Genomic DNA, 15245 nt, shown 5'->3' on the forward strand with positions numbered 1-15245 from the left:
GGTTCCTCAATTCAGCGTCTTGAGCCGGTCATTGACGGCATCTTCGGTCATGTTCTCACCGGACAACTCACCCACGAAACGTCCGCGATGCATCACCAGCACACGATTGCAGTTCTGAACCAGTTCAGGCACATCGTCGGAAATCATCAGGACGGCCAAACCCTTATCCTGCGCGAGCTTGCGGATGATGTTGTGAATTTGGGCCTTTGAACCCACGTCCACACCGACCGTCGGTCCGTTGAGGATCAGGATTTTGGCACCCGTCAGAAGCCAGCGGGCCAGTACAACGCGTTGCGCATTGCCACCAGAAAGGTGGTTGACCGGCGTATATGGTCCGGGGGCGACAATATTCATTGCGGAAAACATATCGCGGGTCGTCGCATCGGCCTTTTTGCGATTGATGAACATGCCGCGCACGAATTTCTCAATCGAGGTCACAATGATATTGCGCTCTATAGACTGCGTAAGGAATAGGCCCTCTGTGAGACGATCTTCCGGCACATATGCAACGCCGCAGGCGATGCCTTCCTGAACGGTTTTCGGATGAACAGGCTTGCCGTCAATCCGTACCGTACCGGTGAAATCCGGCTTCATACCGAAGAGAGCCAACGCAAGCTCCGTGCGGCCAGAACCGATCAGGCCGGAAATCCCTACAATCTCACCAGCATGAAGCGTGAGGCTGGCATTTTCTACGGAACCGGGAACGGTCAGATTTTCAACTTCAAGGCTTGGTGCGCTGGTCGCTCCATCACGCGGAGCCCAATGATAGCTATGCGCCGTCAATTCCTGGCCGGTCATCGCACGGGTGATTGACGGTTCGTCAAATTCGTTGATCGGACCTTCTGCGACCTTCTTGCCGTTGCGGAAAACTGTCAGCCGCTCGCTGATTTCCAACATTTCGCGCATCTTGTGGCTGACAAACAGCACAGCGATACCTTGCGCCTGAATATCGCGCACGATCTTGAACAGCGCATCGACTTCATTCCGGGTGAGGGCGGTTGTTGGTTCGTCCATGATCAAAAGCCGCGCATCGGCCATAACGGCGCGCGCGATTGCCACGATCTGTTTGCCAGAGGTCGGTAAGCTATCCACATCGGCATCCAGATCCATCTGAACGCCCAGACGGTCGAGCGCCTGCTGCGCAAGTTCGCGCACGCGCTTCCAGTCAACAGCCTTGCGACCTTCCATGAGAAACGTATTGATCGCGAGGTTTTCTGCGACCGTCAGATTCCCGAACAGGGAGAAGTCCTGATAAATAACCTGAATGCCATGATGTACGGATTTGACGGGATCCAGTTTGCCGACAGTTTTGCCGTCGATGAGGATTTCACCGTCTTCAGGTGTGTAAACACCGGACATGATTTTGATTACAGTGGATTTGCCAGAGCCGTTTTCGCCCGCAAGGCAATGAATTTCGCCGGGCTTGATGGCAAGGGATACGTCGTCCAGCGCTTTGACGCCGCCGAAGCGTTTGCCAATATGGCGCAACTCGATAAGATTTTCAGTCATGAGGGCCTCGTACAAGGCTGCAAAAGCAGATGGAGAGGGAGAAAGAGGCGGGGGCCTCTTTCTCCGGTTCAGCAGCGATTAAAAATCGTACTGATCCATGTTTTCCTTGGTAACGCCGACCCAGCCTGCGCCGTAGAGCAGGTTTGGCTTGGACGCATCAGGTGCGATCAGGCTTTCATAGCCGGGCAGACCCAGATTGAGACCGGCCTTGATCTGCTCGTTCTTCTTTTCAAGTGCTGCGACCGCAAGCATGTTCATGGCATAGCCTGCAACAGCCGGATCCCAGAACTGAATGTACTGAACGTCGTCATTCTTGATGTATTCGCCGGCAACTGAAACGAGACCGGTTCCTGCAAAGAACACTTTGCCCTTCAACCCACCTTCAGCAATCAGACGGCCAGCGCCAGCCGAGGTTGGCATGGGAGCGCCAAGAATACCGGTAATGTCCGGATAGGCGGTCATTGCTTCCTTGAGCTTGTTGTAGTCGGTGTTCGCATCGTCATAGGTTTCGAGGCGCTCGGTTGCCTGTGCCATATCAGGGAAGTTAGCCTTCTGGTACTCAACAGCACCATCAACCCATTCCATCTGCGACTTCGAGGTGAGGCTGCCCACAGTGGCAACATACTTGCCCTTGCCGCCCATCGACTTGCCGAGTTCCTTCATCAGGTTCGCGCCATAAGCCTTATTGTCGAAAGCTTCGATGTCATAATCGACATTCTGAATGTTGGAAGCTTCGTGGCTGACGACGACGATGCCGCGTTCGCGTGCCTTTTTCAGAACCGGTTCCACGGCTTCAACCGAGAATGGAACGATGGCAATGGCGTCAACGCCCTGTGCGATCAGGTTTTCGACGATCTGCACCTGAGCGGCAGCATCTGCCTGGCTCGGTCCGACCATCCATACGTCGTTGCCGGTATCTGCCTTGAACTGTTCGACGCCGTCACGCATGCGGTCGAACCAGGCAATGCCGTCAACCTTAACAACCGTCGCAATCGTGTATTTCTTGTCGTTTGCGGTTGTGATCAGATCTTTGTTGATCTTGGATGTATCGACTACGCCTTCAGCAAAAGCATGTGGCACGGCAACAGACATGGCGATAGCCATGGACGCGATAAATTTCTTCACCGGTATTTCCTCCCTGGAAACGAATAGCCCCCGCCCAAATGCTTTCACGCAGGCGAGATTGGTGACTACTGATCTTTACGCTGGTGCTTCGCAGTCTGCTGCTGACACCAGTGTCTCCTCCTTTGCAGCGCGTAGTTGTAAAACGGACTGCAAAATCCTCTCTTTGGCACCGACCGCATGATGTGCTGCCGGGTGCCATAAATTATTGTTGTCAGAACCTCCCGATAATGCGAATTATAATGTTACAATTCGATCATTATGTTTGGATCGTTTCATATTTTTGTTCGACCTGTCAAGTATGTGCTAGCTCAATTGCACCAATTGATGCGGCAAGCTAAACGAGGGTGAGCAGCAAGCGAAATGGGGAATCAGTGAGCAGAATCAGCCGTAAAGACGAACGGATTGCCGAACTCGCAGCCCTCGTCGATGAAACAGGGGTCGTGCGTATCCGCGATGCGGCCATGAGGCTCGGCGTGTCAGAGATGACGATCCGGCGTGATATTGGTAATGATACAGGCCCGCTCAATTGTTTGGGCGGTTACATTATTCCTGTGCAGGACAATGGAAACGGCAGCGATTATGTCTTTGATTTTGAAAAAGACTGCCATGCCAATGGCAAGATGCTGGCATGTGCAGCTGCTGCTGCGCTCATTGAGCCGCATGATACGGTGTTCATTGATTGTGGCACGACAACACCGCATCTGGCGCAGTTGATCCCGCACAATCAGCATATCACTGTGATCTGCTATTCCCTCAATGTCGCCGAGATTTTATCTCGTCGGGATGATGTCCGGCTGATCGTGCTGGGTGGTGTTTATCACCCTGAAGCGGCTTCATTTTCGAGCGACGAGGGCATCGAAGTGCTCAAACGTGTCAATATCAACAAGGCTTTCTTGTCGGCAGGCGGGGTGGATGATCAGCACGGCGTAACCTGTTCCCATTTTCATGAGGTGCCAGTCAAACAAATGGCTATGCAGCGAGCTTTGCAGAAGCATCTTGTTGTTGATGAGAGCAAAATCGGTAAGGTGCGTGCGGCCCGTTTTGCAGGCGTGGCGGACTTTAATTCGATTGTTTCAGGCTAAACAATTTGTGCTCAGAGCCGTCTATGGGCTGACTTGCGGGAGACCTTTGGTGCGGTTCAACTTTTCTCTATCGGCTCTCATTGCCACCGTGGGTCTGTTCGTCGCGTTAGTGCTTTTAGCCACGGCGGGCGCGGGTCTTGGATGGATAAGAAGCTTTCTTGGCGATGTTATTGCTGTGATTTTTGTCTATTCCGCCTTCCGCATCGTGATTGATGGAAACAGAGCTTTGTTGGCCGTTGCAGCGTTTTTGGTCGGCGTTGCTGTCGAGCTTGGTCAATATCTGGCAAAATTAACTGGTGTCGAAATTGGCAATCGGGCACTCAGGATTATCCTTGGTGCAACGCCGGACTGGCTTGATGTATTGGCCTATGGAATCGGAGCCGCACTGATCATTACATGTCTTGAGTTGCGCCGAAGATTGAAGTTTTCTCGCCGAGCCTGAGTTTTTTGCGAATAAACTTTCTTTGAACACAATGTCATTCTATATCTCACGGCACAGGCATTGCTGATGAGCGCTGGAACGCGTCTGTCGCTCGCAATAGCCTTCATCAATTGACGCTTTTGACCACGGATGTACTGGCACTGGTAGACATTGATGATCAGGAAGGTCGGTGCATTTTTGCCCCGGCCTTTTTTGTTGTCTTGGATAAAAGCATCGAGCTTGCGTGATGTGATCTGCGCAATTCAGTCTGCTACCAACCGTCTTAAAGATATGAGACAAATATAGCCCATGCAGGTTCGAGAAAACCTGCCCGGACTTTAAACTGTGACTGTAAGTATTTGGAAAATATGGTGGGCGATGAGAGACTCGAACTCCCGACATCTTCGGTGTAAACGAAGCGCTCTACCAACTGAGCTAATCGCCCGACTGACTTGTCAGCCGCTGTGAGAGCCGTTTAGGCAATTCGTTCGAAGAGTGCAAGCGCAAAATTACAAAAACGCATTCTTTTTATTTCTCCGGCTAAAATCCACAGGCTGGATCAATTATAACGGGCAGAGATACCCATGGTGGAGCACCGGAAATTGTATGCGTCATGATCTTCAACGTGAATCGCGATTCCAATTCATGTGGATTTTGAATGCCTTCCGGGGAGGGACGTGTTGTTGTGGATAAAACTGACCAAACTTAGAAGCCCATAAAAGCGCGCCTTTTTGAATAAAAACAAAATTCTTCTTTTTTCTTCAAACCACTCGCTTGACACTGGTGAGAGAACCCCTTAAACGACCGCTCACACCGAACGGAAACGCCGGTGACTACCCAGCCAAGCGGCTGAAAATGAAATGCGCGGGTGTAGCTCAGTTGGTTAGAGTGCCGGCCTGTCACGCCGGAGGTCGCGGGTTCGAGCCCCGTCACTCGCGCCATTTTCATTCAAGAAATCAAACAGAAATCTTGATGAAAATGGCGCACCTCGCGTTCTTTTCACTTTCCCATAAACAATTGAAGTCGTTCGCTGTAATCATTGTTTTGATTCAGAGTTTTTGTATTATTGAGCTTAATTCGATCAATAGGATTGGCCAGGCGGAAAACCGTGCGATTCTATATTGGAGATAAGGCTACTTTGCCTTCTTCCATGAGAGATAAGCGACCGAGAGAATTCCTGCCAGGACGACCAGAATGTCGCCACTAGCGAGCAGATATGAGCCCAACATTCTCTCCTTGCAAAATGCGTCTTTCACTCAGGGCTGAAATGTCAGTCTCTGTGTGCTCAAAAACTTCACATTCATCGGCCTGTATGCTGAGCCGGTGGTGCGATGTGCGATAAATGAGAATTTTAGAGATGCACTCAATTTATTGAAGGCACACAATCCCTCGCCCTGGCTCATAAGCGCCAAATCGTTTCAGAGACTGCAATCAACACAGTAATAATTTTCTGTATCCGGAGAGTGTTCGATCTGGCGGGAAAAGCTGTTGTCGACCTTTTAAGAAAGCGCTGGATTTTTACCCTTATATATAAAGTGAGCGCGAAGCCGTTCGGGTTTATGTTTCATAAGCACTTCAACCGATGAAGTTTGCTCCCAGATGCGCGTCTTGTCGGTGGGCATTTCAGCGCGCACACATGTTTAACCAGTCGGGCAGAGTCGTTTGAATCGGTCGCAAGATTGCGCCTGGCATTTTAAACCGATTGATTCTATCGGACGGATATCGGCGAAAGATCGTTCTTTGCCTTTTCCTCACGAAATTATGATGTTTTCGTGCTATATGGGGATTGGGTGGCATATCTGGGCTTGATGTTGCCTCTTATTGAGCATCTGGGCCGGACTATACCCGCCTGTTCGCGTTGGAGGGCTTGCGCTCGCGCGCATGCTGCGCTAACCGTCCCGCCAAATGAACTAAGTTCGCACGGCATGCCTTTTGAAGCTGCTTGAGGCGACGAGGTCGCAAGAGATGCAATGTGTCGCATGGTGGTAAGCTCCAAAAAGCTTATGACAGGCGGCGCAGCCTCGTATTCAAGCCGGATAAGGATCATGAACGAGCTTTTAAGTTCCTATTTGCCGATTGTCATCTTTCTCGGCATCGCGATGGTCATTGGTGTAGCCCTTCTGGTTGCGCCGTTTCTCGTCGCGTACAGACAACCCGACCCCGAAAAGCTTTCAGCTTACGAGTGCGGGTTCAATGCCTTCGATGACGCCCGTATGAAATTCGACATCCGTTTCTATCTGGTGTCGATTCTCTTTATTATCTTCGATCTCGAAGTCGCCTTCCTGTTCCCGTGGGCTGTGTCCTTCGGCGCAATCGGCTGGTTCGGCTTTCTGTCGATGATGCTTTTCCTTGGTGTTTTGACCATCGGCTTCATCTACGAATGGAAGAAGGGAGCGCTGGAATGGGATTGACCGGCACAAGCGCTGTAACCGGCGCAACAACTGGTTCGACACTGGTGGCCCCGCAGCCAAAGGGTATTCTTGACCCTCGCACGGGCAAGCCTGTCGGCTCCGATGACGCATTCTTCAATGATCTCAACAGTGAACTGTCCGACAAGGGCTTCATCGTCACTTCTGCTGACGCTCTGATCACCTGGGCACGTACCGGCTCGCTGATGTGGATGACTTTCGGTCTCGCATGCTGCGCTGTGGAAATGATGCATATTTCCATGCCGCGTTATGACGCTGAACGCTTTGGTATCGCGCCGCGTGCGTCTCCGCGTCAGTCCGATGTCATGATCGTTGCAGGCACGCTGACCAACAAGATGGCTCCGGCTTTGCGCAAGGTTTATGACCAGATGCCTGAGCCGCGTTACGTCATTTCGATGGGGTCCTGCGCAAATGGCGGCGGCTATTACCACTACTCCTATTCTGTAGTGCGTGGCTGCGATCGTGTTGTCCCAGTCGACATTTATGTTCCAGGCTGCCCGCCAACTGCGGAAGCCCTGCTTTATGGCATTCTTCTTCTGCAGAAGAAGATCCGCCGCACCGGTACGATCGAGCGCTAAACGGACCTTTACGGTCTGAATGGTGCAAGAGGGTTTGTTAGAATTCGTTCTGTTTTCCCAAGGATGGATCGGGTTCTAAAAAAGGAAGTTAGAGATATGAGCGAAGAAGCTCTTAGTGAACTCTCCGGCTATATCAAGGAACGCCTCGGCGATGCGATCGAAGAGGCGAGACTGGCTTATGGTGAGCTGACGCTTGCCGTTCCAGTTGCAAGCTTGATCAGCGTTCTCACGTTTCTGCGCGATGACGTGCAGTGCCAGTTCGTGAACCTTACGGATATTTCCGGCGTAGACTACCCGCAGCGCGTACAGCGCTTCGATGTTGTCTATCAGCTCATGTCTCCACGCCAGAATCTCCGTATCCGCGTCAAGGTTCAGGCTGATGAAGATACGCTGGTGCCGTCTGCAGTGACTGTCTATGTTGGCGCTGAATGGTTCGAGCGTGAAGCATATGACATGTATGGCATTCTGTTCTCAGGTCATCCTGATCTGCGCCGTCTTCTGACTGATTATGGCTTTGAAGGTCATCCGCTGCGCAAGGACTTCCCGACGACTGGTTTCGTTGAAGTTCGCTACAGTGATGAAGCAAAGCGCGTCATTTATGAGCCTGTTGTTCTTCGACAGGAATTCCGCAATTTCGACTTCCTCTCGCCGTGGGAAGGGACCGACTACGTCCTGCCCGGTGACGAGAAGGCAAAGACGAATTAAGGTGAGATGATGGGCTCTGTCGAAAGATTGAACGGCCAATGTCTTTGTGGAGAGGTGAAATTCACAGCCTCTCCTGCGAAGATGGAAATGGACGTTTGCCATTGCAGCATATGCCGCCGCTGGTCTGGTGGCGCGTTTATGGCTGTGAACTGTGGTACTTCGGTCGAGATTGAAAATGAAGCTGCGCTGGGAACCTACAGCTCTTCGGAGTGGGGTGAGCGTCGGTTTTGTTCGAAGTGTGGCTCCTCGCTGTTCTGGCGCGGCGTGCACGATGGAATGACGATGGTATCCATGCAGGCTTTTGCCGAGCCGGAGCTGTTTCATTTCGCCGAAGAAATCTTCATCGATAACAAGCCTGCAAATTACGATTTTGCCAACAAGACCCACCGGATGACCGGCGCGGAATTCTTGGCGGCGATAGCAGCCAAACAGGAAGCTGAACATGGCTGAGACTCAGGTCCGCAACTTTAATATTAACTTCGGTCCGCAGCATCCGGCTGCGCACGGCGTTTTGCGTCTTGTTCTTGAACTTGACGGCGAAGTCGTTGAACGCGTCGATCCGCATATCGGTCTGCTGCATCGCGGTACCGAGAAGCTGATGGAAACGAAGACCTATCTTCAGGCTTTGCCTTATCTCGACCGCCTCGACTACGTGGCGCCGATGAATCAGGAACATGCCTATGCGATCGCTGTCGAACGCCTGCTTGGCGTCGATGTGCCTAAGCGCGGTCAGCTGATCCGTGTTCTTTATTCGGAAATCGGCCGTATTCTGAACCACATTCTTAACGTCACGACGCAGGCTATGGACGTTGGCGCGCTGACGCCGCCGCTCTGGGGCTTTGAAGAACGTGAAAAGCTGATGGTGTTCTATGAGCGCGCATGTGGCGCTCGTATGCACGCAGCTTATTTCCGCCCGGGTGGTGTTCATCAGGATCTGCCTGATCAGCTCATTGAAGATATTGGCAACTGGATTGATCCGTTCCTCTCTACCACACTTGCCAACCTCGACGATCTGATCACTCCAAACCGTATTTTCAAGCAGCGTAACGTCGATATCGGCGTTGTTTCTCTTGAAGACGCATGGGCTTGGGGCTTCTCGGGTGTCATGGTTCGCGGTTCGGGTGCAGCATGGGATCTGCGTAAGTCGCAGCCTTATGAATGCTACAACGAAATGGAATTCGATATTCCAATCGGCAAGAACGGCGACTGCTATGACCGTTACCTGATCCGTATGGAAGAAATGCGCCAGTCGGCTCGCATCATGCGCCAGTGCGTTGATCTTCTGCTCGGTAAGGAACGTGTCGGTCCTGTTTCCAATACCGATAACAAAATCGTGCCGCCAAAGCGCGGCGAGATGAAGCGCTCGATGGAAGCGCTCATCCATCACTTCAAACTTTACACGGAAGGCTACCACGTGCCTGCCGGTGAAGTTTACGCAGCTGTCGAAGCACCAAAGGGTGAATTTGGCGTCTTCCTCGTATCGGATGGCACCAATAAACCTTACCGCTGCAAGCTGCGCGCCCCGGGCTTTGCCCATCTTCAGGCCATGGATTTCCTGTGCCGCGGTCACATGTTGGCTGACGTGTCGGCAATTCTTGGTTCGCTCGATATCGTGTTTGGTGAGGTTGACCGCTGATGTCCGTTCGCCGTCTCGCAGATGATGCCGTCCAGCCGGCTGGTTTCGCTTTCAACGCGGATAATCAGAACTGGGCGCACAAGACGATCGCAAAATACCCGGAAGGCCGCCAGCAGTCGGCTGTTATTCCATTGCTCATGCGTGCGCAGGAGCAGGATGGCTGGGTCACTAAAGCTGCTATCGAACATGTTGCAAGCATGCTTGATATGCCGCTGATCCGCGTTCTTGAAGTTGCGACGTTCTACACGCAGTTCCAACTTAAGCCTGTTGGTACGCGCGCTCACATTCAGGTTTGCGGCACCACGCCATGCATGTTGCGTGGCTCGGAAGCGCTGATGGATGTTTGTCGTCATAAGATCCACCACGATCCTTTTGAGCTCAACGCCGAAGGTACGCTGTCGTGGGAAGAAGTTGAATGCCAGGGCGCTTGCGTCAATGCACCGATGGTTATGATCTTCAAGGATGCTTACGAAGACCTGACACCAGAACGCCTTGCTGAAATCATCGATGAATTCGAAGCAGGCAAGGGCGACGCGGTCAAAACGGGCCCACAGGATGGACGTATTACGTCTGAACCAATGGGCGGTCTCACCGCGCTGACCGAGGATCTGGACTACAAGAAGATCGGTCTTGAAACGCGCAAGGCATCGGATGCAGCAGCAGCTAAAGCTAAGGCGGAAGCCGATGCAAAAGCCAAGGCGGAATCTGATGCGAAAGCCGCAGAAGAAGCCAGGAACGTTGCACCGTCGAATGCTGCCAAGCCAGTAACCAACGCAACGGAAACTGATCCAAGCCTCAAGACGCCGTCTGATGTGAAGGCATCAAACGCTGCTGAGAAGGCTGCTTCGGTTGACAGCAAGCAGGGTTACAAGCTTGACGACAAAAACCGTCCGGAAGCGATCGCGCGTCCGGAGGCTGTTGACGATCTGAAGCTTATTTCCGGTGTTGGCCCGAAGATTGAGGCAACCCTGCACGAGCTGGGCGTTTTCACCTTCAAGCAGGTCGCTTCCTGGAAAAAGGCCGAGCGCGAGTGGGTTGATGGCTATCTGAGCTTCCACGGTCGTATTGAACGTGATGATTGGGTTAAGCAGGCCAAGGCTTTGGCCAGGGGCGGCGTCGAAGAATACATCAAGGTATTCGGAAAGAAGCCCGTATGATGACTTCGACATTGGCAAACAGAAACGGAAACAGGTGAGACATGCTGGCTGATAAAGATCGCATATTCACCAATATTTACGGCTTCAAGGATCGGTCCCTGAAGGGCGCTATGTCGCGTGGCCATTGGGACAACACCAAGGGCTTCATTGACAAGGGTCGTGACTGGATCATCGACGAGATGAAGGCATCTGGCCTTCGTGGGCGCGGCGGCGCCGGCTTCCCGACTGGCCTGAAATGGTCCTTTATGCCGAAAGAAGTCACGGATCGTCCGCATTACCTCGTCGTCAATGCCGACGAATCTGAGCCGGGCACCTGTAAGGACCGCGAAATTCTGCGCCACGATCCGCATACGCTGATCGAAGGCTGCGTTATCGCCGGATGCGCCATGGGCGCACATGTTGCTTATATCTATCTGCGTGGCGAATTCATGCGTGAGCGTGAAGCGCTTCAGGCAGCGATTGATGAATGCTACGATGCTGGCCTTCTGGGCAAGAACAATAAGTGCGGCTGGGATATGGAGATTCTCCTCCATCACGGTGCCGGTGCTTATATCTGCGGCGAAGAAACAGCACTTCTCGAAAGCCTCGAAGGGAAAAAGGGTCAGCCACGTCTGAAGCCTCCTTTCCCAGCGAACATGGGTCTTTACGGTTGCCCGACGACTGTTAACAATGTTGAATCGATTGCAGTAGCGCCGACGATCCTTCGTCGCGGTGGTGCATGGTTCTCGTCGATTGGTCGTCCGAACAACGTCGGTACCAAGCTGTTCCAGATTTCCGGTCACGTGAATACGCCGTGCACCGTGGAAGAGGGGCTCGGCATTCCATTCCGTGAGTTGATTGAAAAGCACGGCGGCGGCATCCGCGGCGGCTGGGACAATCTTCTTGCAGTCATTCCGGGCGGCGCATCATGCCCGGTTATTAAGGCCGAAGACATGATGGATGCCATCATGGATTTCGACGGTATGCGCGAAAAGAAGTCTTCGTTCGGTACGGGCGGTCTTATCGTCATGGATAAGTCCACCGACATCATCAAGGCGATTGCCCGTCTTGCAGCTTTCTTCAAGCATGAAAGCTGCGGCCAGTGCACGCCTTGCCGTGAAGGTACAGGCTGGATGTGGCGCGTCATGGAACGCATGGTTAAGGGTAACGCGCAGAAGCGCGAAATCGACATGCTGTTCGACGTTACCAAGCAGATTGAAGGTCACACGATCTGCGCGCTTGGTGATGCTGCTGCCTGGCCTATTCAGGGCCTGATCCGCAATTTCCGTCCGGAAATTGAAAAGCGCATTGACGATTATACGCGCAACGCTGTTCAGAGCCGCAACATCCGTCTGGAAGCAGCGGAATAAGGCTGACGCATTGTGTAGTGCGGTCCGTCTCCCATGGACCGCAATAGAGTTTGACATCTGGAAGATGCGGCAAGAGCCGCAGGTTTGGATAAGCGATGGCAAATATTAAGGTTGACGGCACAGAGATCGAAGTTCCCGATCACTATACGCTCCTTCAGGCTGCCGAAGCCGCGGGGGCTGAAGTCCCGCGTTTTTGTTTCCACGAACGGCTTTCCATCGCCGGAAACTGCCGCATGTGTCTGGTTGAAGTGAAGGGTGGACCGCCGAAGCCGGCGGCATCCTGCGCTATGGGCGTGCGCGATCTGCGTCCCGGTCCGAATGGCGAAGCACCTGAAATTTTCACCAACACGCCGATGGTCAAAAAGGCCCGCGAAGGCGTGATGGAATTCCTGCTCATCAACCATCCGCTTGATTGCCCGATTTGCGATCAGGCAGGTGAATGCGATCTGCAGGATCAGGCAATGGCGTTTGGTACCGATGGCTCGCGCTATCGCGAAAACAAGCGTGCGGTTGAGAACAAATATATTGGCCCTCTCGTCAAGACTGTGATGACACGCTGCATTCACTGCACGCGCTGCGTCCGCTTCACGACCGAAGTGGCTGGTATTTCTGAACTCGGCCTCATTGGTCGCGGCGAAGATGCTGAAATCACCACCTATCTCGAACGCGCAATGACTTCAGAGCTGCAGGGCAATGTCATCGACCTTTGCCCGGTGGGTGCTTTGACCTCGCGTCCATATGAATTCCAGGCTCGTCCGTGGGAATTGAACAAGACTGAAACCATCGACGTGATGGATGCTGTCGGTTCGAATATCCGCGTTGATACCCGTGGCCGTGAAGTGATGCGCATCATGCCGCGCGTCAATGAAGCGGTGAACGAAGAATGGATTTCCGACAAGACCCGCTTCATCTGGGATGGTCTGCGCACCCAGCGCCTTGATCGCCCATATGTTCGCAAGGATGGCCGTCTGGTTGCAGCATCATGGCCTGAGGCTTTCGCAGCAATCGCTGCAAAGGTTTCGGCAACCTCTGCTGACAAGATTGGCGCAGTTGCTGGCGATATGGCTTCGGTTGAAGAGCTTTATGCTCTGAAGAACCTGATTTCATCGCTTGGTTCTGCAAATATCGATAGCCGTCAGGATGGTGCAGCACTTGATCCAGCTCTGGGTCGTGCAAGCTATCTCTTTAACACGACGATCGAAGGCATTGAAAATGCTGACGCTCTTCTGATTATCGGCTCCAACCCACGTGTTGAAGCAGCGGTTCTCAACGCTCGTATTCGCAAGCGTCAGCGCATGGGTCGTTTCCCGATCGCTCTGATCGGCGAGCAGACTGAACTGCGTTATGATTACGAATATCTCGGCGCAGGCGCAGACACGCTTGCAGCTGTTGCTTCTGGCAAAAATGCATTCCGCGATGTGCTGGTAAAGGCCGAACGTCCGCTGATCATTGTTGGTCAGGGCGCATTGATTGGCGAAAACGGCGCTGCAGTTCTGGCTCAAGCCGCCAAGCTCGCTCAGGACGTCGGTGCGATCAACGGTGAGTGGAACGGTTTCTCGGTTCTTCACACTGCGGCGTCACGTGTTGGCGCACTCGATCTTGGTCTTGTTCCGGGTGAGGGCGGCAAGGTTGCAGGCGATATGCTTGGCAATCTTGATGTTGTGTTCCTGCTTGGTGCAGACGAACTCGACATGACCAGCAAAGGTTCGAGCTTCGTTGTCTATATCGGTACGCACGGCGATGCCGGTGCACATGCCGCTGACGTTATCCTGCCAGGTGCAGCCTATACCGAAAAGTCGGGTACATGGCTCAACACCGAAGGTCGCGTACAGCTCGGCAATCGTGCTGGTTTCGCACCAGGCGAAGCAAAGGAAGATTGGGCAATCCTGCGCGCTCTTTCAGACACGCTTGGCAAACGCCTGCCATTTGACTCGCTCGCACAGCTTCGTGCCAAACTCTATGCAGACTACCCGCATATGATGGCGATTGACACTGTTGCGCCTGCTGCCGCTGACGATCTGGTCGCGCTGGCAGCGAAAGCAACTAACCTGGGTGGCGGCGCTGCGTTCGTTTCCCCGGTCAAGGATTTCTACCTGACGAACCCAATCGCGCGTGCTTCCGCTGTCATGGCCGAGTGCTCGGCGCTTGCGGCCGGCAGCTTCCAACAGGCAGCTGAGTAAGCGAGAGAGAGACGGAATAATGGACGGAATTTTTGCAGCTTACGTCTTGCCCGCGCTGATTATGGCGCTGAAGTCGGTCGTTCTGCTTGTCGTATTGCTGATCGTCGTGGCTTACCTGCTTTATGCGGATCGTAAGATCTGGGCAGCCGTGCAGCTTCGCCGTGGACCGAACGTCGTTGGCCCATGGGGTCTGTTTCAGGCTTTTGCCGATCTTTTGAAGTTCGTCTTCAAAGAGCCGATCATTCCATCGGGTGCGAACAAGGGTGTGTTTCTTCTCGCACCGTTCATTTCCGCGGTGCTGGCAATGGCAACCTGGGCGGTCATTCCGGTCAACGAAGGTTGGGCAATCGCCAACATCAATGTCGGCTTGCTTTATATCTTCGCTATTTCTTCGCTTGAAGTTTATGGCGTTATCATGGGTGGCTGGGCCTCGAACTCGAAGTATCCGTTTCTCGGTGCACTTCGTTCGGCAGCGCAGATGGTTTCTTATGAAGTATCGATCGGCTTCGTTATCGTTACGGTTCTTCTGACGGTTGGCTCGCTTAACCTGACAGATATCGTATTGTCGCAGAATACGGGTATCGGTACATCGCTCGGTCTGCCTGCTTCGTTCCTTGACTGGAACTGGCTGGTTCTGTTCCCGATGTTCGTGATCTTCTTCATCTCGGCGCTTGCTGAGACGAACCGTCCGCCATTCGATCTGGTCGAAGCTGAATCGGAACTCGTGGCCGGTCATATGATCGAATATTCGTCCACGCCGTTTCTTCTGTTCTTCCTCGGCGAGTATGTGGCGATCACGCTGATGTGCGCTCTGATGACGACGCTCTTCCTTGGCGGCTGGTTGCCTCCGGTTGATGTGTGGTTCCTCAACTGGGTTCCCGGCGTCATCTGGTTCATGCTCAAGCTCTGCTTCTGCTTCTTCATGTTCGCTATGGTGAAGGCTTTCGTACCGCGTTACCGCTACGACCAGCTGATGCGTCTGGGCTGGAAAGTATTCCTGCCGATCTCGCTCTTCATGGTCGTTCTGACCGCGACCGTCATCAAAGTCTTCGATCTGGTGTAAGGAGAAAGAAA

Annotated in this window: 13 protein-coding genes and 2 tRNA genes; 12 read left to right on the top strand and 3 right to left on the bottom strand. The window is 53.1% G+C overall.

The window, feature by feature from the left end; translation table 11 throughout:
• Window positions 1–6: 6 nt before the first annotated feature.
• Window positions 7–1509: a sugar ABC transporter ATP-binding protein gene (locus CEV32_RS10030; RefSeq protein WP_094576812.1), complete on the bottom strand. Its 1503-nt coding sequence runs from the start codon at window positions 1507–1509 to the stop codon at window positions 7–9.
• 78 nt (window positions 1510–1587) lie between these two features.
• Complete coding sequence (locus tag CEV32_RS10035; protein WP_167382784.1) at window positions 1588–2634, bottom strand: autoinducer 2 ABC transporter substrate-binding protein; 1047 nt, start codon at window positions 2632–2634, stop codon at window positions 1588–1590.
• 371 nt (window positions 2635–3005) lie between these two features.
• On the opposite strand from CEV32_RS10035, the gene CEV32_RS10040 reads away from it, so the two are divergent.
• Complete coding sequence (locus tag CEV32_RS10040; RefSeq protein WP_094576817.1) at window positions 3006–3716, top strand: DeoR/GlpR family DNA-binding transcription regulator; 711 nt, start codon at window positions 3006–3008, stop codon at window positions 3714–3716.
• The gene (locus tag CEV32_RS10045; protein ID WP_235818787.1) at window positions 3703–4158 is read left to right on the top strand and encodes a ribosomal maturation YjgA family protein; all 456 of its coding nucleotides are present in this window, start codon (window positions 3703–3705) and stop codon (window positions 4156–4158) included. Before CEV32_RS10040 ends, CEV32_RS10045 begins: the two co-directional genes overlap by 14 nt.
• Window positions 4159–4506: 348 nt before the next feature.
• Here the strand turns inward: CEV32_RS10045 and CEV32_RS10050 are convergent.
• Window positions 4507–4582, bottom strand: a tRNA-Val gene (locus CEV32_RS10050).
• Between the two features lie 419 nt (window positions 4583–5001).
• On the opposite strand from CEV32_RS10050, the gene CEV32_RS10055 reads away from it, so the two are divergent.
• From CEV32_RS10055 to nuoH, 10 genes are all read left to right on the top strand, one after another.
• Window positions 5002–5078, top strand: a tRNA-Asp gene (locus tag CEV32_RS10055).
• 1104 nt (window positions 5079–6182) lie between these two features.
• Window positions 6183–6548: an NADH-quinone oxidoreductase subunit A gene (locus tag CEV32_RS10060; RefSeq protein ID WP_007874537.1), complete on the top strand. Its 366-nt coding sequence runs from the start codon at window positions 6183–6185 to the stop codon at window positions 6546–6548.
• Window positions 6539–7144: a NuoB/complex I 20 kDa subunit family protein gene (locus tag CEV32_RS10065; RefSeq protein ID WP_094576823.1), complete on the top strand. Its 606-nt coding sequence runs from the start codon at window positions 6539–6541 to the stop codon at window positions 7142–7144. Before CEV32_RS10060 ends, CEV32_RS10065 begins: the two co-directional genes overlap by 10 nt.
• Window positions 7145–7240: 96 nt before the next feature.
• The gene (locus CEV32_RS10070) at window positions 7241–7849 is read left to right on the top strand and encodes an NADH-quinone oxidoreductase subunit C (protein ID WP_094576826.1); all 609 of its coding nucleotides are present in this window, start codon (window positions 7241–7243) and stop codon (window positions 7847–7849) included.
• A gap of 9 nt (window positions 7850–7858) precedes the next feature.
• Complete coding sequence (locus CEV32_RS10075) at window positions 7859–8299, top strand: GFA family protein (protein WP_094576829.1); 441 nt, start codon at window positions 7859–7861, stop codon at window positions 8297–8299.
• Window positions 8292–9485 (top strand): NADH-quinone oxidoreductase subunit D, encoded by a 1194-nt coding sequence (locus tag CEV32_RS10080; RefSeq protein ID WP_094576831.1) that lies wholly within the window; start codon window positions 8292–8294, stop codon window positions 9483–9485. Before CEV32_RS10075 ends, CEV32_RS10080 begins: the two co-directional genes overlap by 8 nt.
• The gene (locus CEV32_RS10085) at window positions 9485–10642 is read left to right on the top strand and encodes an NADH-quinone oxidoreductase subunit E (protein WP_094576834.1); all 1158 of its coding nucleotides are present in this window, start codon (window positions 9485–9487) and stop codon (window positions 10640–10642) included. The genes CEV32_RS10080 and CEV32_RS10085 overlap by 1 nt, the downstream gene beginning before the upstream one ends.
• A 41-nt stretch (window positions 10643–10683) precedes the next feature.
• Window positions 10684–11991 carry an NADH-quinone oxidoreductase subunit NuoF gene (gene nuoF / locus CEV32_RS10090; RefSeq protein ID WP_094576839.1) on the top strand — a complete coding sequence of 436 codons (1308 nt, stop codon included), beginning with the start codon at window positions 10684–10686 and terminating at the stop codon, window positions 11989–11991.
• 95 nt (window positions 11992–12086) lie between these two features.
• Window positions 12087–14171: an NADH-quinone oxidoreductase subunit NuoG gene (gene nuoG / locus CEV32_RS10095; RefSeq protein ID WP_094576842.1), complete on the top strand. Its 2085-nt coding sequence runs from the start codon at window positions 12087–12089 to the stop codon at window positions 14169–14171.
• A 19-nt stretch (window positions 14172–14190) separates the two neighbouring features.
• Entirely contained in the window at window positions 14191–15234 is a 1044-nt protein-coding gene (gene nuoH, locus CEV32_RS10100) for an NADH-quinone oxidoreductase subunit NuoH (protein ID WP_094576846.1), read from the top strand.
• The last annotated feature ends 11 nt before the right edge of the window (window positions 15235–15245 follow it).

It is taken from the genome of Brucella rhizosphaerae (assembly GCF_002252475.1).
GTDB lineage: Bacteria > Pseudomonadota > Alphaproteobacteria > Rhizobiales > Rhizobiaceae > Brucella > Brucella rhizosphaerae.